General features: G+C 57.9%; 17 protein-coding genes. 1 reads left to right on the top strand and 16 read right to left on the bottom strand.

What is annotated here, in order from left to right; genetic code table 11:
- Positions 1 to 402: 402 nt before the first annotated feature.
- On the top strand, positions 403 to 2,082 hold the full coding sequence (gene leuA, locus ACWKWM_RS12510) for a 2-isopropylmalate synthase (protein WP_483846439.1): 1,680 nt from the start codon (positions 403 to 405) through the stop codon (positions 2,080 to 2,082).
- A gap of 181 nt (positions 2,083 to 2,263) precedes the next feature.
- On the opposite strand, the gene ACWKWM_RS12515 is transcribed toward leuA, so the two are convergent.
- The 16 genes from ACWKWM_RS12515 to hscA form a co-directional block, all read right to left on the bottom strand.
- Positions 2,264 to 2,671 (bottom strand): hypothetical protein, encoded by a 408-nt coding sequence (locus ACWKWM_RS12515; RefSeq protein ID WP_483846440.1) that lies wholly within the window; start codon positions 2,669 to 2,671, stop codon positions 2,264 to 2,266.
- Positions 2,672 to 2,799: 128 nt separating this feature from the next.
- On the bottom strand, positions 2,800 to 3,237 hold the full coding sequence (locus ACWKWM_RS12520; protein ID WP_483846441.1) for a hypothetical protein: 438 nt from the start codon (positions 3,235 to 3,237) through the stop codon (positions 2,800 to 2,802).
- Positions 3,238 to 3,296: 59 nt separating this feature from the next.
- Positions 3,297 to 4,088 carry an amidohydrolase gene (locus tag ACWKWM_RS12525; protein ID WP_483846442.1) on the bottom strand — a complete coding sequence of 264 codons (792 nt, stop codon included), beginning with the start codon at positions 4,086 to 4,088 and terminating at the stop codon, positions 3,297 to 3,299.
- Positions 4,076 to 5,224, bottom strand: coding sequence for a pyridoxal phosphate-dependent aminotransferase (locus ACWKWM_RS12530; protein ID WP_483846443.1), 1,149 nt, complete (start codon positions 5,222 to 5,224; stop codon positions 4,076 to 4,078). The genes ACWKWM_RS12525 and ACWKWM_RS12530 overlap by 13 nt, the downstream gene beginning before the upstream one ends.
- Positions 5,225 to 5,343: 119 nt before the next feature.
- Complete coding sequence (der, locus tag ACWKWM_RS12535) at positions 5,344 to 6,810, bottom strand: ribosome biogenesis GTPase Der (RefSeq protein ID WP_483846444.1); 1,467 nt, start codon at positions 6,808 to 6,810, stop codon at positions 5,344 to 5,346.
- Between the two features lie 151 nt (positions 6,811 to 6,961).
- Positions 6,962 to 8,113: an outer membrane protein assembly factor BamB gene (gene bamB, locus ACWKWM_RS12540; RefSeq protein WP_483846445.1), complete on the bottom strand. Its 1,152-nt coding sequence runs from the start codon at positions 8,111 to 8,113 to the stop codon at positions 6,962 to 6,964.
- On the bottom strand, positions 8,106 to 8,747 hold the full coding sequence (locus tag ACWKWM_RS12545) for a YfgM family protein (protein WP_483846446.1): 642 nt from the start codon (positions 8,745 to 8,747) through the stop codon (positions 8,106 to 8,108). The genes bamB and ACWKWM_RS12545 overlap by 8 nt, the downstream gene beginning before the upstream one ends.
- A gap of 39 nt (positions 8,748 to 8,786) precedes the next feature.
- Positions 8,787 to 10,076, bottom strand: a complete 1,290-nt coding sequence (gene hisS, locus ACWKWM_RS12550; RefSeq protein WP_483846447.1) for a histidine--tRNA ligase — start codon at positions 10,074 to 10,076, stop codon at positions 8,787 to 8,789.
- Between the two features lie 33 nt (positions 10,077 to 10,109).
- Entirely contained in the window at positions 10,110 to 11,219 is a 1,110-nt protein-coding gene (gene ispG, locus ACWKWM_RS12555) for a flavodoxin-dependent (E)-4-hydroxy-3-methylbut-2-enyl-diphosphate synthase (protein WP_483846448.1), read from the bottom strand.
- Between the two features lie 3 nt (positions 11,220 to 11,222).
- Positions 11,223 to 12,239: a RodZ domain-containing protein gene (locus tag ACWKWM_RS12560; RefSeq protein WP_483846449.1), complete on the bottom strand. Its 1,017-nt coding sequence runs from the start codon at positions 12,237 to 12,239 to the stop codon at positions 11,223 to 11,225.
- Positions 12,239 to 12,997: a type IV pilus biogenesis/stability protein PilW gene (pilW, locus tag ACWKWM_RS12565; RefSeq protein WP_483846450.1), complete on the bottom strand. Its 759-nt coding sequence runs from the start codon at positions 12,995 to 12,997 to the stop codon at positions 12,239 to 12,241. The genes ACWKWM_RS12560 and pilW overlap by 1 nt, the downstream gene beginning before the upstream one ends.
- 27 nt (positions 12,998 to 13,024) lie before the next feature.
- The gene (gene rlmN / locus ACWKWM_RS12570; RefSeq protein WP_483846451.1) at positions 13,025 to 14,173 is read right to left on the bottom strand and encodes a dual-specificity RNA methyltransferase RlmN; all 1,149 of its coding nucleotides are present in this window, start codon (positions 14,171 to 14,173) and stop codon (positions 13,025 to 13,027) included.
- Between the two features lie 30 nt (positions 14,174 to 14,203).
- Entirely contained in the window at positions 14,204 to 14,629 is a 426-nt protein-coding gene (ndk, locus tag ACWKWM_RS12575) for a nucleoside-diphosphate kinase (protein ID WP_002552482.1), read from the bottom strand.
- 90 nt (positions 14,630 to 14,719) lie between these two features.
- Positions 14,720 to 14,920 carry a Fe-S cluster assembly protein IscX gene (gene iscX, locus ACWKWM_RS12580; RefSeq protein ID WP_483846452.1) on the bottom strand — a complete coding sequence of 67 codons (201 nt, stop codon included), beginning with the start codon at positions 14,918 to 14,920 and terminating at the stop codon, positions 14,720 to 14,722.
- 15 nt (positions 14,921 to 14,935) lie between these two features.
- A complete protein-coding gene (fdx, locus tag ACWKWM_RS12585; RefSeq protein WP_483846453.1) occupies positions 14,936 to 15,277 on the bottom strand; it encodes an ISC system 2Fe-2S type ferredoxin in 342 nt (113 codons plus the stop codon).
- A gap of 3 nt (positions 15,278 to 15,280) precedes the next feature.
- Complete coding sequence (hscA, locus tag ACWKWM_RS12590) at positions 15,281 to 17,143, bottom strand: Fe-S protein assembly chaperone HscA (protein ID WP_483846454.1); 1,863 nt, start codon at positions 17,141 to 17,143, stop codon at positions 15,281 to 15,283.
- Positions 17,144 to 17,158: the final 15 nt, after the last annotated feature.

Here is a 17,158-nt window from a genome sequence, read left to right on the forward strand (position 1 = left end):
TAGGAGTGAGCTTGCTTGCGATTGGGATTTGTCGTTCACATCTTGGGCGGCCGAAAAGAACGCATCTCGAGCAAGCCCGCTCCTACAACGGCTGGATGGCGCCGGCCAGAGATACGCAGCAATAAAATCCCGGAGAGCAGGGAATCAGTGCACGTTTATCTCGGCTAGTTGTTTTAACTGACGACTTCTACCAATTTTCCCCAAGAGCTTGCCAGCTTTCACCCCATTGGTTACGGTGGCCGTTATGAAAACCTCTCACACCCTCATTTTGCTGCGTCAGCATCGCTGCCTCAGCCTGGTCAGTGCACGACTGCAAAGCTAGTTGCGGTGCCTCGATCCCTGTCTACGTTTGAACCGGCTGGCCGCCTTTTCTCGGCCCTCAGTATTTAAAGGACTGCTTACATGACGATGCTCAAAGACCCCTCAACCAAGTACCGCGCGTTCCCGGTCATTGATCTGCCCGACCGCACCTGGCCTTCCAAGACCATTACCGAGGTGCCGATCTGGTGCAGTTCTGACTTGCGTGACGGCAACCAGTCGCTGATCGAGCCAATGGATGCGGTCAAGAAGCTGCGCTTCTGGAAAACCCTGGTTCAGGTTGGCGTAAAGGAAATCGAAGCATCGTTTCCGGCAGCCTCCCAAACCGACTTCGACTTCGTGCGTACCCTGATCGAAGACGGACATATCCCGGACGACACCACGATTCAGGTGCTCACTCAAGGCCGTGAAGACTTGATCGCGCGGACCTTTGAATCCCTCAAGGGGGCCAAGAAAGCTATCGTTCACCTGTACAACGCCACCTCCCCTTCTTTCCGTCGCATTGTCTTCAATCAAGACAAGGCGGGCGTGAAGGAGATCGCGGTCAGCGCCGCCAAGCTGTTCGTCAGATACGCCGCTCAACAGCCAGAAACACAATGGCAGTTCGAGTACTCCCCTGAGACTTTCAGCGCCACTGAGCTGGAGTTCGCCAAGGAAGTCTGCGACGCCGTGATCGAAGTCTGGAACGCAACGCCGCAGAACAAGGTCATCCTCAACCTGCCCGCGACTGTTGAAGTAGCCACGCCAAACATCTACGCCGACCAGATCGAGTGGTTCAGCCGCAACATCACCCGTCGCGACAGTGTGATCATTAGCCTGCACACCCACAACGACCGTGGCACTGGCGTTGCGGCAACCGAACTGGGCCTGATGGCAGGCGCAGACCGTGTCGAGGGTTGTCTGTTCGGCAACGGCGAGCGCACCGGCAACGTTGATCTGGTGACTGTGGCACTGAACATGTACACCCAAGGTCTGAACCCGCAATTGGACTTCTCGGATATCGACGGCGTGCGCAAAGTCGTCGAAGAATGCAACCAGATCCCGGTTCACCCTCGTCACCCGTACGTCGGCGACCTGGTACACACTGCGTTCTCCGGCTCTCACCAGGACGCCATCCGTAAGGGCTTCTCGCAACAGAAACCCGACGCTGTTTGGGAAGTGCCTTACCTGCCGATTGACCCGGCTGATATCGGCCGCAGCTACGAAGCAGTGATCCGCGTCAACAGCCAGTCGGGCAAGGGCGGTATCGCCTATCTGCTGGAGCAGGAATACGGCATCTCCCTGCCCCGCCGCATGCAGATCGAGTTCAGCCAGGTGGTTCAGGGCGAGACCGATCGTTTGGGTCTGGAGATGAGTGCGCAACAGATTTACGCGCTGTTCAAGCAGGAATACCTGCAAGCCAACAAACCTTACGCGCTGGTCAGCCACCGCCTTCAGGAAGAGAACGGCCACAGCGCCGTAGAAGTCGAGGTTTCCGCCAAAGGTGACGGCGAGACCAATCTGCACTGGAAAGGCAAAGGCAATGGTGCGCTGGAGGCGTTGGTGTCAAGTCTGCCGGTGGGCGTTGAAATCATGGATTACAACGAACACGCCATCGGTGCGGGTACGACGGCCAAAGCCGCGGCGTATATCGAACTGCGGGTGAACGGTGATCGTGCGGTCCATGGTGTGGGTATCGACGAGAACATCACCACCGCCAGCTTCCGCGCGCTGTTCAGTGCTTTGAATCGTTCGCTGGTTCAGGCTGAAGCCAAAGCCGCATAAGCCCTAAATCTGTAGGAGCCAACTTGTTGGCGAGGTATCCGACGCGGTCTGTCGGCCAAGATCTCTCGCGAACAAGTTTGCTCCTACAGACGCTTTTATGGTCAACGCATACGGGGTTTACCCTATTAAATAAAAAGGCCCCGAAGTGCAGACTTCGGGGCCTTTTCGTTAAGCATGGCAATCAAGCGGTCGTGCTGACGCTGCCCTTCATCAATTCCAGCAAAGCAGCCTGCTGCGCCGCCAGTTGGGCCATGGTGCCCGAAACCTGTTGCTGGATTGCCATCACCTGCTGGCCTCTTTCCGGCTCAGGCAACTTACTGTTCTGTGCAACCGCCAACTGTTGTTGCTGCTCCAGCAAACGTTTCTGAGTCTCCTTGATCTGCTCCTGCAACTGCTTGATCGCCTGCTGGGACGGCGTGAGACTTTCGGAGGACTCTGCCTTGCCGGCGGACCCGGAAGGTTTCATCACGGTGCCACGCAAATCGACGCTCACAGTGGTGGCATCGCTGGGTTCAGATTTATCCGTTTTAACACCGGCAGCGAACACGCTGGAATACGACCCCAAAGAACTCGTGTTAATGATGGTCATGGCTGAACTCCTGTTTTATTACAGGCGATATCGGCCATCCCACGTCAATCTGAAGTGCGCCGACGGGGTGTTTTTTCCTGTTGCCGATCGACGGCCTTTCTACCCAGAAAGGCGACCGTATCTACGGATCAAGCAGTGGTATTGATACTGCCTGACTGCTGCAGTTGCAGAAGTGCCCCTTGCTGAGTGGCGAGCGATGCACTGGTGCTCGCAACCTGAGCCTGAATAGCCATCAACCGCTGGGACTTTTCCTCCTCAGGACCTTTGCTCGCTTGAACAGCGGCCAGTTGCTCCTGCTGTTCCTGCAGGCGCTTTTCGGTTTCTTTGATCTGCTGTTCCAGCTTCTCGATCGCCGCTTCGCTGGTGCTGCTCGAGGAACTGGAACTGCCACCCGCCCCTGCTGCCCCGCTGGGTGCACCAGTTTTCCCGGTAGCACCGGTAGAGTCGCTTGCTGTTGCTGAAGTGGTGGTAGCGGCATCGGCGTCCGCAGTGGTGGCAACGTCTTTCTTCACAGTGACGTTGAAGGAGCTGGCGGTAGTGAGGGAAGAGGCGTTGATCGTGGTCATGACTGAACTCCGGTTTTGGTACTACCGCTATCGACCGTCAACGCTCCAACTTCATAGCATTACTGTATCTCGAATGTATCAGCGTCGAGACATGCCGGGAATTTGCTCCGATAGGCGCTCAGGCTTTCGGCCGAAAGGCTGACCAGAAACACCCCGTCCGCAGCCCCGACGTTGAGCAGGCTCTCACCCTGAAAGTCCAGCACCTGACTGTCGCCGGTATACGCAAACCCTTTGCCATCGGTACCAACACGGTTGACCGCCGCCACGTAGCACAGGTTTTCAATCGCCCGAGCTGGCAGCAAACGGTTCCAGTGCAGTCTTCTAGCGCCTGGCCAATTGGCGGTGTAGAGCAACAGGTCCGTATTGTGAGCGTCGCGACTCCAGACCGGAAAACGCAGGTCGTAGCAAATCAGCGGTCGAATCCGCCAGCCTTTGAGCTCGAATTGCACCTGACGCTCGCCAGGGCTGTAATGCTCATGTTCGCCCGCCATACGGAACAAGTGACGCTTGTCGTAATGCAGCAACTCGCCGTCGGGGCGCGCCCACAGCAGGCGGTTGCGATGGCTGCCGTCTTCGGCACGCACAATCACGCTGCCGGTCACGACGGCGTTCAAGCGCTTGGCGTGCGCGAGCATCCAGGCCGACGTGACACCCTGAGCAGGTTCGGACAGCAGCTCGGACTCCATCGAAAAACCGGTAGTGAACATCTCCGGCAGGATCACCAGATCGACGTCACGCACTTCACTCAACAACTCATCGAAGTGCGCGTGATTAGCCGGGCAGTCATGCCAGACAAGCGTGGTTTGCACCAACGCCAGATTGAGATCAGGCAGCAAAGTCAGATCGCGCATAACTTCTCCGCAGCCTGGCGCAACGTCTCTTCACGCTTGGGAAAACACAAACGGATCAAGCGTTGGCCCTCAGGCGGCTTTTGGTAGAACACGGAAATGGGGATGCTGGCGACGCCATGTTCACGGGTCATCCACAACGACATGTCGACGTCGTTCAGGTCCGGTCGAATGTTCGAATAATCGACAAGTTGGAAATAGGTGCCTTGAGCCCGCGTGAAGACAAAGCGCGATGACTCTAGTTGATTGCAGAAGAAATCGCGTTTGGCTTGATAGAACGCCGGCAGCTCCTCGACGTGCTCGGGGTGCTGCGCCATGAAGTCAGCCAATGCCCACTGCAATGGGGTGACGCCACAGAAACCGACAAACTGGTGGATCTTGCGCATCTCTGCGGTCAACGCCGGCGGGGCCACGACATAGCCAGTCTTCCAGCCAGTCACGTGATAAGTCTTGCCGAACGAGCTGACCACAAACGCCCGCTGATACAGCTCTTCATGGGCCAGAACGCTGGCGTGTTTCACGCCGTCGAACACTAGGTGTTCATAGACTTCGTCGCTGACCAGATAGATATCGCGATCCCGAATCAACGCCGCCAACTGGTCCAGTTCGCTGCGGGTGATCAGTGCACCGCTGGGGTTGTGCGGCGAGTTGATGATGATCATGCGCGTGCGTGGGCTCAGGGCGGCGCTGAGTTGTTCCCAGTCAATCGAAAAATCATCTCCCTTGAGCTGCACATGCACGCAGCGCCCGCCCGCCAGCTCAACCGAGGGTTCATAACTGTCGTAGCTTGGATCGAAGACGATAACTTCGTCTCCGGCCTGAACCACGGTCTGGATTGCGCAAAAAATCCCGTGAGTCGCGCCGGGTGTAATGGTCACTTCGGTGTCGACATTGACCTGACGGCCGTAGGAACGAGCGATCTTGGCAGCGACCTGCTCACGCAGCGCGGGTAAACCGGTCATTGGGGCGTATTGGTTGTGGCCGTCCATGGTGTGGCGACAGAGTGCTTCGCGCAGCGCGTCCGGGCCGTCGAAGTCGGGGAATCCTTGAGAAAGGTTGATCGCGCCGGTTTCGGCTGCAAGCTGGGACATCACGGTAAAAATGGTGGTGCCAACGTTCGGCAATTTGCTGGTGATCATGAGGGGATTCCTGCTCCACACCCGGCTCCTGGACGGCACGGGGACCCGCAGGATAGCCCATTGTGCGCGCACAAAAAAAGGCGCCATTGGCGCCTTTTCGGAGAAAGCCTGTTACACGATCAGCGCTTGTCGCGGCGCTTCTTGTCGGCTTTCTTGTGGTGCGACATCATCCGACGCTTCTTGTTGACCTGACGGTCAGTCAGCGTGTTCTTGTTGCCTTCGTACGGGTTCTCGCCGCCTTTGAATTCGATGCGGATCGGCGTACCGACCAGCTTCAAGACGCGGCGATAGGTGTTTTCCAAGTAGCGGACATAGGACTTGGGAACCTTGTCGACCTGGTTGCCGTGGATCACGATCAGTGGCGGATTGGCGCCACCCAAGTGAGCGTAACGCAGCTTAATGCGTCGGCTACCGACCATCGGTGGCGCGTGCTCGCCGACCGCATCTTCAAGGATCTGAGTCAGGCGGCTGGTTGGCCAGCGGGTGACCGCGGACTTGAACGAGTTCTGCACCGATTGGTACAGGTTACCCACGCCCGTGCCGTGCAGCGCTGAGATGAAGTGAATGTCAGCGAAGTCGACGAAGAACAACCGGCGTTCAAGCTCGGTCTTCACGTAGTCGCGCTCGCTCGGCACCATGCCATCCCACTTGTTCAGTGCGATAACAAGTGCACGGCCCGCTTCCAGCGCAAAGCCCAGCAGGTTCAAATCGTGGTCGACGACGCCTTCGCGGGCGTCCATCACGAAGATCACCACGTTGGCGTCTTTGATCGCCTGCAGGGTTTTGACCACCGAGAACTTTTCGACTTCCTCGTGGATCTTGCCGCGCTTGCGCACACCGGCCGTGTCGATCAGCGTGTACTTCTCGTCGTTGCGCGTAAACGGGATGTAGATACTGTCGCGCGTAGTGCCCGGCTCGTCATAGACGATGACCCGGTCTTCACCCAGCATGCGGTTGACCAACGTCGATTTACCCACGTTTGGACGACCGATGATGGCGATCTTGATGCCGTCTTTTTCGCTCGGGCCAGGAATGCGCTTGGCTTCTTCGCCTTCAGCGACGACTTCCGGTTCGCCTTCTTCTTCGTCATCGTCCTTGGGGAACGAGCTGAGGGCGATTTCCAGCATCTGCGTAATGCCGCGACCATGGGCGCCAGCAACCGGGATTGCATCGCCCATGCCCAATGGGCTGAACTCAGCGCGCGCCATTTCGGGGTCGATGTTATCGACTTTGTTGGCAACCACGTACGAGGTCTTGTTGCGCTTGCGCAGGTGCTCGCCGATCATCTGATCAGCAGCAGTGAAACCGGCTTTGGCATCGACCAGGAACAGCACGACATCGGCTTCTTCGATGGCCAGCAGCGACTGCTCTGCCATCTTTTCGTCCATGCCGTGTTCATCACCGGAAATACCGCCGGTGTCGATCAGGATGTAGCTGCGCCCTTGCCACTTGGCCTCACCGTATTGGCGATCACGGGTCAGACCGGACAAGTCGCCGACGATGGCGTCGCGAGTCCTGGTCAGGCGGTTGAACAAGGTGGACTTGCCGACGTTCGGTCGACCCACCAGGGCGATTACGGGAACCATGCGGCTCTCCACTTCGTTATTTCAGAAAATACAAAAGCCGCTGCAAGGCAGCGGCCGGAGTTCGGAGCGACACTCAACGTGTCGCAAGCCCTGCCAGAGCAAGGCTGCTAGCGGGACACCTCACTGGAAGTCCCACTAGCATAGACAGCCACTACTTGATCGTCAGGGCTTCCAGCTTGCCGCTGTTGCCAAAGACGTAAATGGTGTTGCCCGATACCAACGGGCGGGCACGCAGGCCATCGCCGTCAATCTTCTCGCGACCGACGAAACGACCGTCGACCTGGCTCAGCAGATGCAGATAGCCTTCCATGTCACCGACCGCGACGTAGCTGGAGAACACTTCCGGCGCGCCCAACTGACGACGGGCCAACGAGTCGTTGCTCCACAGTGCAGTCGAAGAACGCTCATCAATGCCTTCAACGGTGCCGTTGGCCAGGCTCACGTAAACGCTGCCGAAACCTTGGGCTACACCGGCATAGCTCGATGCATCACGCTGCCAGAGCACGCGACCGCTTTCCAGTTCCAGACCGGCAACGCGACCCTGGTAGGTTGCGACATACAGCGTACCGCCAGACAGCAGCAGACCGCCGTCGATATCGACCACGCGATCCAGCTCCGAGCGACCCTGTGGAATTGCGACGCGCTGCTCCCACGCCGGAACACCGTTGCTGGTTTCAAGCGCAACAACTTTGCCCGTCGACAGGCCGGCAATCGCCAGGTGATTGGTAACGATTGGCGCGCCAGTACCCCGCAGGGTCAGGACCGCAGGTGTGCTTTCGTAGATCCAGCGCTGAGTACCGGTGGCCGCATCAAAGCCAACTACGCGGTCATCCTGAGTCTGGACCACCACCACGTCGCCGTTGGTTGACGGAGCGGCCAGCACCTCACTGGTCACGCGAGCGTGCCATTTTTCTTCGCCGGTTGACTCGTCAAGGACAATAACTTCGCCCTTGAGCGTGCCGACCATGACCATGCCGTAGCCAACGCCAACGGCGCCGGAGACAGGCTTGTCGAGTTCTTTCTTCCAGACCACGTCGCCGCTTGAGCGCTTGATCGACATGACGATACCGGTGGTGTCGGCGGCGAAAATGTTTTCGCCCTCGATGGCCGGGATCAGCATGTTATAGGTCTCGCCCTGACCGTCACCGACCGAGCGGCTCCATTGCTTTTGCAGGACCACTTCTTCTTTGAAGTCGGTCAGCTCGGCCGGAGGCAATTCCTTTTTGCTGTTGCTGCTGCAACCCGCGGCCAGAACGGCCAGAGCCAGCAATGCTGCATGTTTCCAACGAATCACGTCACGCATCCCCTTTCGCCAGATCGTCGAGCTTCATTTGTAGGCCACCGACCGCAGCTTCTTCAGACAGCGCGGCTTTGGCTTTTTGGTAAGCAGCGTGCGCATCGTCCGTGCGACCCATCTGAACCAGCAGATCGCCACGCAGTTCTTCGCGGGCGGCAAGAAACGCTTTGTCAGCCTGGCCGTCCAGCAATTTCAACGCGTCTTCCGGCTTGTTCTGAGCAGCCAGCACACGGGCCAGACGCTGACGAGCGATTTCACCAAGCGTCGGGGTCGCAGGCTTGTCGGCCACGCCTTTCAATTCAGCAGCAGCATCGTCAAGCTTGCCGGTATCAACCGCAACCTTGGCCACGAACAGGCTGCCGTACTGGGCGTAGGGAGTGCCACCGAAATCGCTTTTCAGCTTGCCGGCGATCTCCGCTACACGACCGGCATCTGCCTGCCCGCTTGGCGTGAGCGCGGTTTCCAGCAATTGCTGATAGAGGGCCGAAGCACCCTGCGACTGATTGGATTGATACTTCTGCCAGGCTTGCCACCCCAACACCACGATCAGCGCGAGGAGACCGCCAGTTACCAGTGGCTTGCCATTACGCTGCCACCAATCCTTGACCGCCACCAGCTGTTCATCATCGGTACTCGACACCCCAATACTCCTATTCGCTAAATCCGCTGTTTGTCAGCTTCAACCCTGCACGATGCAGGTGGCCAGGTGCTCGGAAAGAGCATCCCAGGCAATATTTTGTTGTTCGCCCTGACCGCGCAAAGGCTTGACGCCCACTTCCTTGCGCGCCAGTTCTTCGTCACCCAGGATCAGCGCATACAACGCGCCGCTCTTGTCGGCCTTCTTGAACTGACTTTTGAAGCTGCCAGCGCCGGCGTTGACCTGCAGACGCAGAGCCGGGGCCTGATCACGCAGACGCTCGGACAACGCCAGTGCGGCCAGTTCGGCCGCTTCGCCGAACGCACAGACATAGACGTCGACCGTACGCGAGATCTCTTCGGGCACTTGTCCCAGGGTTTCAAGCAGCAGGATCAAGCGCTCGATGCCCATTGCGAAACCAACGCCAGGGGTAGGCTTGCCGCCCATCTGCTCGACCAAACCGTCGTAGCGGCCACCTGCGCACACCGTGCCTTGGGAGCCCAACTGATCGGTGACCCACTCGAATACGGTTTTGCTGTAGTAATCCAGCCCGCGAACCAGCTTCGGGTTGATCACGTAGGGAATGCCGGCGGCATCCAGACGCGCTTTCAAGCCTTCGAAGTGAACGCGGGATTCATCATCCAGATAGTCCGCCAGCTTCGGCGCATCCACCAGAACAGCCTGGGTTTCAGGGTGTTTGGTGTCGAGCACGCGCAGCGGGTTGGTTTTCAGGCGGCGCTGACTGTCTTCATCGAGCTGGTCCAGACGTGCGGACAGAAACTCAACGAGTGCTTCGCGATAACGGCCACGCGCCTCGCTGGTCCCCAGGCTGTTGAGTTCCAGTTTGACGGCATCGCGAATGCCCAACAGCTTCCACAGGCGCCAGGTCAGCACGATCAGTTCGGCGTCAATGTCCGGACCGTCAAGGTTGAACACCTCCAGGCCGATCTGGTGGAACTGGCGATAACGGCCTTTCTGCGGACGCTCGTGGCGAAACATTGGGCCGATGTACCAAAGTTTCTGAACCTGACCACCGCCGATGATGCCGTGCTCCAGCACCGCGCGAACACAGGCGGCAGTGCCTTCCGGACGCAGGGTCAGGGAGTCGCCGTTGCGATCTTCGAAGGTGTACATCTCTTTTTCGACAATGTCGGTCACTTCACCGATGGAACGCTTAAACAGATCGGTGAACTCAACGATCGGCATGCGTATCTGGCGATAACCGTAGTTATCCAATAGACGCGCGACCGTGCCCTCGAAATAGCGCCACAGTGGCGTCTGCTCCGGCAGGAGGTCGTTCATGCCACGAATGGCTTGCAGAGGCTTACTCACAAAAAATCCTTAGAAACTGGGTTGGCGGCACTTTCAGCTGCGCAAGATCAAGGCGGCATCAGCCTCGACCTTCTCGGCCGCTCTCTGACGGATCAAGCGTTCCAGCTCATCCACCAGATTGTCATTGGTCAACTTTTGCGCAGGCTTGCCGTCGATGTAGATCAGGTTCGGCGTTCCACCGGTCAAACCGATGTGCGCTTCTTTCGCTTCACCGGGACCGTTGACTACACAGCCGATCACCGCAACGTCTAGTGGCACTAGCAAATCTTCAAGCCGCCCTTCCAGCTCGTTCATGGTCTTCACCACATCGAAATTCTGCCGCGAGCAGCTCGGGCAGGCGATGAAGTTAATGCCACGGGAACGAAGGCGCAGGGACTTGAGGATGTCGTAACCGACTTTCACTTCTTCGACCGGATCGGCAGCCAGCGAAATACGGATGGTATCGCCAATGCCATCGGCGAGCAGCATACCTAGGCCTACGGCCGATTTCACTGTACCTGAACGCAAACCACCCGCTTCGGTGATGCCCAGGTGCAGCGGTTGCACGATTTGCTTGGCCAGCAGACGGTAGGCCTCGACGGCCATGAACACATCCGAAGCCTTCACGCTGACTTTGAAATCCTGAAAATCCAGGCGATCAAGGTGCTCGACATGACGCAAGGCGGATTCTACCAGCGCAGCGGGTGTCGGCTCGCCGTACTTTTTCTGCAGGTCCTTTTCAAGCGAACCGGCGTTCACACCGATGCGGATCGGAATGCCACGGTCACGGGCCGCACTGACCACAGCACGCACCCGATCTTCACGACCGATGTTGCCTGGATTGATACGCAGGCAATCAACGCCGAGTTCGGCAACACGCAGCGCGATCTTGTAATCGAAATGGATATCGGCAACCAGCGGGACTTTGACCAGTTGCTTGATACGACCGAAGGCTTCGGCGGCGTCCATGTCCGGCACTGAAACACGCACAATGTCTACGCCTGCGGCTTCCAGACGGTTGATCTGTGCAACGGTGGCCGCAACGTCATTGGTGTCACTGTTGGTCATGCTCTGCACTGCAATCGGCGCATCTCCGCCGACCGGCACGGAGCCGACCCAGATTTTACGAGATTCGCGACGCTTGATCGGTGATTCGCCGTGCATGACTTATTGCCCTAGCTTCAGGCGAGCAGTTTCGCCACTGGTGAAAGGTGCGACATCTACTGGCTGGCCGTTGTAACTCACTTGAGCTGCACGGGCATAGCCCAAACGCAGGGTCAAAGGTGGCTTGCCATTAACGTCGATACTGTCGCCCTTGCGTTTCAAGCCGCTGGTCAGGACCTTGCCGTTGCCGTCAGTCACCTGAGTCCAGCAATCGGCAGTGAATTGCACCTGAACCTGGCCTGCACCGGCAACGACGGGAGCCGCTTCAGCGGTTGTCGTTGGGGCGACCGCAGGCGCTGCGCTTGTTGGGGCTGGCGCTGCATGTACGGGTGCGACCGGAGCGTTTGGCGTCGTTGTGCCATGAGCAGGAACAGGCGCCGTGGTCACAGGCGCCGTTGAAGGCGATGAAGTGGTTGGCGCAGCAGGCGTTGACGATCCGGCGACAGGCTCGCTGCTGCTGAGCGGCAGTGGCGAGGAATTGGCGTTCTGCGAATCCGCCACAGCCTGATCTTCTGGCTCATCGAGCGGATGAATCTGCGTGGTGCCGTCGGCGCTCTCTACCTCAACATGTTCCATGCCGACGCTGGCAGGCTCTTTGCCGCGCATCGCAGCCTGGTCCTGCCACCAGAGGAAACCGCCGCCAACCAACGCAATCAGCAAGAGCAGACTGACGATACGCAATATGTTGTGGGACAGGCGCACAGGCTCTTCGATACGGCCCAGCGCATGGACATTGCTGCCTTTGCCGTCGGTGCCGGTGTATTGGTCGAACTGATTGACTAATGAAGCCTGATCCAGCTCCATTAATTTCGCATACGCGCGGATGTAGCCCCTTGCAAAGGTGTGGCCGGGCAGCTTGTCGAAATTACCGGTTTCCAGATTGCTCAAGGAAGTCACGGTCAGATTCAACCTCAAAGCCACATCTGGCAGCGACCAGTTTTTGTTCTCGCGGGCCTGACGCAAGGTCTCCCCAGGATTGGTGCGAGTGGCTGCTACAACTTCGGGATGCGCCGCTTTCATCATTGCTCCGACAGGTATTGCTGATATTCCGGCGTACCGGGATAGAGTCTTTTCAGTTGCAGGCCATAACTGGCTGCCTTGTTGCGATCGTCATAGATTTTCGCCAACCGCGTACCCAGCAAGAGACTACGTGCATTTTGCTCGGCGAGTTGGCTAAACCGGTCGTAAAAGTCGCGTGCCGGCACATAATGCCTGTCTTCGTAAGACAACTCAGCCATTTCCAGCAATGAACGTGGCTGCTGCTGATCCAGACGCAACGCCTTGGAGAAATGTTCCCGCGCGCCTTCCCGGTCGCCGAGCATAACCGCCGTCATGCCGAGGTTCTCAAACACCCTCGCGCGCTCGGCGTAAAGGTTGTCGTTTGCCGCCTGCTGGAAACGCTCGTACGCCTCTTTGTAGCGTTTCTGACCGTACAAAAAGCTGCCGTAGTTGTTGAGAATGCGAGCGTCTTTAGGGCGTGAGGACAAGGCTTTGGCGTAATACTTGTCGGTGAGTTCCGGTTCTTGCTCAGCCTGAAACACCAGCGCTAGCGCCGCATTGGCATCGGCGTCGGAGCTATCCAGTTCAAGCGCGCTTTTAAGTGGCCCTTTGGCTCGCTCAACCTGCCCTTGCTGCAAATAACCCAGTCCCAACTGCACATAGGCCTGACGTGCCTCATCACGACCCTTGCTGGTACTCAGAGGATCAACGTTGCCGGATGAAACACAGCCCACCAGCAACGTGGCAAGACACAGCAATAGCGCAGCGCGCAGGGACATAGAGATCCTCTCAGTCAATAGTCGCGGTCAGGTGCGGGACGCGGCGACCTGAGCCACTTCGGCCTCGGCACTGAGTTCGCGGACAGCGATGTACCGTTCGCTGCGTCGCGTGCGATCCATGACCTGTCCGACCAACTGGCCACAGGCGGCATCGATGTCCTCACCGCGCGTGGTGCGCACGGTGACGTTATAACCGGCTTGATGCAACAGATCCTGAAAACGACGAATTGCGTTATTGCTCGGACGCTCGTAACCCGAATGGGGGAACGGGTTGAACGGGATCAGGTTGATCTTGCACGGGGTGTCCTTGAGCAGCTCGATCATCTCGACCGCGTGTTCGACCTTGTCGTTAATGTCCTTGAGCATGGTGTACTCAATGGTCAGCACGCGCTTCTCGCCGAGCGACGACATATAGCGACGGCAGGATTCGAGGAGCATTTTCAAGGGGTATTTTTTGTTGATCGGTACCAACTGGTTGCGCAGCGCGTCGTTAGGTGCGTGCAGCGACAGCGCCAGCGATACGTCGATGTGCTTGGACAGCTCATCGATCATCGGTACTACGCCGGAGGTAGACAGCGTCACCCGACGTTTTGAAATGCCGTAACCCAAGTCATCCATCATCAGATGCATGGCAGCCACGACATTGTCGAAGTTCAGCAATGGCTCGCCCATGCCCATCATCACCACGTTGGTGATGGCACGGTCGACGGTAGCCGGGACACTGCCGAAAGATTTGTTGGCAATCCATACCTGGCCGATAACTTCGGCGGCAGTAAGGTTGCTGTTGAAGCCTTGCTTGCCGGTGGAGCAGAAACTGCAATCCAGCGCGCAACCCGCTTGGGACGAAACGCACAGCGTGCCGCGTTTGCCTTGGGGGATGTAAACGGTTTCTACGCAGCTGCCGGACTCGACACGGACGACCCATTTACGGGTGCCGTCGGTGGAGATGTCCTCGCTGACGACTTCAGGACCACGGATCTCAGCCTTATTCTTGAGCTTTTCGCGCAAGGGCTTGCTGACGTTGGTCATGGCATCGAAATCATCGACGCCAAAATGGTGAATCCACTTCATTACCTGACCGGCGCGGAAGCGTTTTTCCCCGATTGACTCGAAGAATTTTTCCATTTCCGGCTGGGTCAGACCCAACAGGTTTGTTTTGCCAGTCAATGCTGTCATGAATTCACCCTCGCTCATTGGCCCTGAAGCTTATCGAGCGGTTACTTCGGTAGCTGCGAAGAAGTACGAGATTTCACGAGCAGCGGCTGCTTCGGAGTCGGAACCGTGAACAGCGTTGGCGTCGATGGAATCAGCGAAGTCAGCACGGATGGTGCCGGCAGCAGCTTCTTTAGGGTTGGTAGCGCCCATCAGTTCGCGGTTAAGAGCGATGGCGTTTTCGCCTTCCAGAACCTGAACGACAACTGGACCGGAGATCATGAAAGCAACCAGGTCGCCGAAGAAACCGCGAGCGCTGTGCTCAGCGTAGAAACCTTCTGCTTCAGCCTTGGACAGTTGCTTGAGCTTGGAAGCGACAACGCGCAGACCGGCTTTTTCGAAACGGGTGGTGATCTCGCCGATAACGTTTTTAGCAACAGCGTCAGGCTTGATGATCGAGAAAGTACGTTGAACAGCCATGGTGTAACTCCAGAAACAGTGATTAATGCGAAAAATTAAACCCGCGAATTATACGCGGGTTCTGGTGTATTGCCTAACGTGCAAAGATGATCAGGCTATTTCGTCAGCCCAGAGCGTCTGGACGGCCTCCAACACCTTCTCGCCTACGCGGCCGGACGTGTCGTCGAAATCCGGCAGCTGCTTGATCATCTGCGGCAGCTTCACGAAACTTACGGAGTAAGGGTCGACGCCCGGATGGGCCTCAGCCAGTTCTTCTGCGATGCGTTGTACGTCATTCCAACCGTAGCTCATGACAGACTTCCTGAATCAGTGCGGCGCTTCGGCGGCATGGTTGAGGGAGTATTTCGGGATTTCGACCGTCAGGTCCTGCGTCCCGACCTTAGCCTGGCAGGACAGCCGCGATTGCGCCTCCAGACCCCATGCACGGTCCAGGAAATCCTCTTCCAACTCGTCAGCTTCTTCAAGTGAGTTGAAGCCCTCACGAATGATGCAATGACAGGTGGTGCAGGCGCAGACGCCGCCACATGCACTTTCGATCTCGATGTGATGTTCGTGGGCAAGTTCGAGAATCGATTGACCGACCTCTGCTTCTACAACCATGCCTTCCGGGCAATGCTCGGCGTGTGGCAGAAATATGACCTGCGGCATCAGTTATTCCTCAATCTCATTCAGGTTGCGTCCTGACAGGGCGGCTTTCACCGTCGAGTCCAGGCGACGGGCAGCGAAGGCATCGGTCACTTGCGACAGACGCTTGGTCTGCTGCTCAATGGCCGAGCCGTCCGTGCCCTTCATCAATTCACGGAGTTCATCCATCTGCAGATCGATGACCATGCGCTCTTCAGCGTCCAGCAAACGCTCGCCGTCGGCATCTAGCGCGCCCTGAACAGCCTCGAGTAAGCGCTCGGCATCAACCTGCTGCTCGCGCAGAACACGGGCAACTTTGTCGTCACCGGCATACTGGAACGAATCCTTGAGCATACGAGCGACTTCGCCGTCGGTCAGTCCGTAGGATGGCTTGACTTGAATGCTCGATTCCACACCGGATGCCAGTTCGCGAGCGGCAACACTGAGCAAACCGTCCGCATCGACCTGGAAGGTCACGCGGATTTTCGCAGCACCGGCGACCATGGCCGGAATACCACGCAATTCAAAACGCGCCAACGAGCGGCAATCGCTGATCAGCTCACGCTCGCCCTGCAAGACGTGAATCATCATGGCCGACTGGCCGTCTTTATACGTGGTGAAATCCTGAGCGCGGGCAACGGGGATAGTGGTGTTGCGCGGAATCACCTTCTCCATCAGGCCGCCCATGGTTTCCAGCCCCAACGACAGCGGTATCACGTCCAGCAGCAGCAATTCACCGCCATCACGCTTGTTGCCCGCCAGTGTGTCAGCCTGAATGGCCGCGCCAATGGCAACCACTTGATCAGGGTCGATTTCGGTCAGCGGTTGACGGCCGAACATCTCTGCCACGGCATCACGCACGCGGGGCACCCGGGTCGAACCACCTACCATGACCACGGCCTCAACTTCTTCGAGCTCGATGCCGGAATCACGAACAGCGCGGCGGCAGGCCTTGAGGCTGCGCGCGACCATCGACTCGATCAAGCCGTTAAAGCCCTCACGTGTGAGCACGGCACTCCACTGCCCGTAGGCAACATCAACCGACTGGCTGTCGGTCAGCGCTTCTTTCGCCGCGCATGCGGTTTGAAGCAGACTGCGCTGGGATGAAGGATCGAGATCGTCTGAAAGCCCCGCTTCGGTGATGATCCAACTGGCGATGGCGTGGTCAAAATCATCACCACCCAGCGCGCTGTCACCACCCGTGGCCATGACTTCAAATACGCCGCCAGTCAGACGCAAAATCGAGATATCGAAAGTGCCGCCACCTAGGTCGTAGATGGCAACGACACCTTCGGCGTTCTGGTCAAGACCGTATGCAACGGCAGCTGCCGTCGGTTCGTTGAGCAAACGCAGTACGTTCAGACCCGCCAGCTTGGCGGCATCCTTGGTCGCCTGACGCTGAGAGTCGTCGAAGTAGGCTGGAACGGTAATCACCGCACCCACCAACTCGCCGCCCAATGTGGCTTCAGCGCGTTGACGCAGGACTTTCAAAATATCGGCAGACACTTCAACCGGGCTCTTCGGGCCCTGAACCGTGTCAATGAATGGCATGTGGGATTCGCCACCGATGAAGCGGTAAGGCAATTGCTCACCCAAATGCTTCACGTCACTGATGCCTCGCCCCATGAGGCGCTTGACCGAAATGATCGTATTAAGTGGGTCGGTGGCAGCGGCAAGCTTTGCCGACTGCCCCACTTCCACGCGATCGGCGTGATAGCGCACTGCGGATGGCAAGATGACTTCGCCGTCGGCATCGGCCAGCGGTTCGGAGACACCACTGCGCAATGCAGCGACCAGCGAGTTGGTGGTGCCGAGATCAATCCCGACGGCCAAACGGCGCTGGTGAGGTTGTGGACTTTGGCCTGGTTCGGCGATCTGCAGTAGAGCCATTGCTTTTCTGATTTC

This window comes from Pseudomonas rosaeacicularis, assembly GCF_057128745.1.

Bases quoted from the DNA above. Each gene is read 5' to 3' on its own strand.
- leuA (WP_483846439.1), top strand. From the start codon at position 403: ATGACGATGCTCAAAGACCCCTCAACCAAGTACCGCGCGTTCCCGGTC.
- ACWKWM_RS12515 (WP_483846440.1), bottom strand. From the start codon at position 2,671: ATGACCATCATTAACACGAGTTCTTTGGGGTCGTATTCCAGCGTGTTC.
- ACWKWM_RS12520 (WP_483846441.1), bottom strand. From the start codon at position 3,237: ATGACCACGATCAACGCCTCTTCCCTCACTACCGCCAGCTCCTTCAAC.
- ACWKWM_RS12525 (WP_483846442.1), bottom strand. From the start codon at position 4,088: ATGCGCGATCTGACTTTGCTGCCTGATCTCAATCTGGCGTTGGTGCAA.
- ACWKWM_RS12530 (WP_483846443.1), bottom strand. From the start codon at position 5,224: ATGATCACCAGCAAATTGCCGAACGTTGGCACCACCATTTTTACCGTG.
- der (WP_483846444.1), bottom strand. From the start codon at position 6,810: ATGGTTCCCGTAATCGCCCTGGTGGGTCGACCGAACGTCGGCAAGTCC.
- bamB (WP_483846445.1), bottom strand. From the start codon at position 8,113: ATGCGTGACGTGATTCGTTGGAAACATGCAGCATTGCTGGCTCTGGCC.
- ispG (WP_483846448.1), bottom strand. From the start codon at position 11,219: ATGCACGGCGAATCACCGATCAAGCGTCGCGAATCTCGTAAAATCTGG.
- ACWKWM_RS12560 (WP_483846449.1), bottom strand. From the start codon at position 12,239: ATGAAAGCGGCGCATCCCGAAGTTGTAGCAGCCACTCGCACCAATCCT.
- pilW (WP_483846450.1), bottom strand. From the start codon at position 12,997: ATGTCCCTGCGCGCTGCGCTATTGCTGTGTCTTGCCACGTTGCTGGTG.
- rlmN (WP_483846451.1), bottom strand. From the start codon at position 14,173: ATGACAGCATTGACTGGCAAAACAAACCTGTTGGGTCTGACCCAGCCG.
- ndk (WP_002552482.1), bottom strand. From the start codon at position 14,629: ATGGCTGTTCAACGTACTTTCTCGATCATCAAGCCTGACGCTGTTGCT.
- iscX (WP_483846452.1), bottom strand. From the start codon at position 14,920: ATGAGCTACGGTTGGAATGACGTACAACGCATCGCAGAAGAACTGGCT.
- fdx (WP_483846453.1), bottom strand. From the start codon at position 15,277: ATGCCGCAGGTCATATTTCTGCCACACGCCGAGCATTGCCCGGAAGGC.
- hscA (WP_483846454.1), bottom strand. From the start codon at position 17,143: ATGGCTCTACTGCAGATCGCCGAACCAGGCCAAAGTCCACAACCTCAC.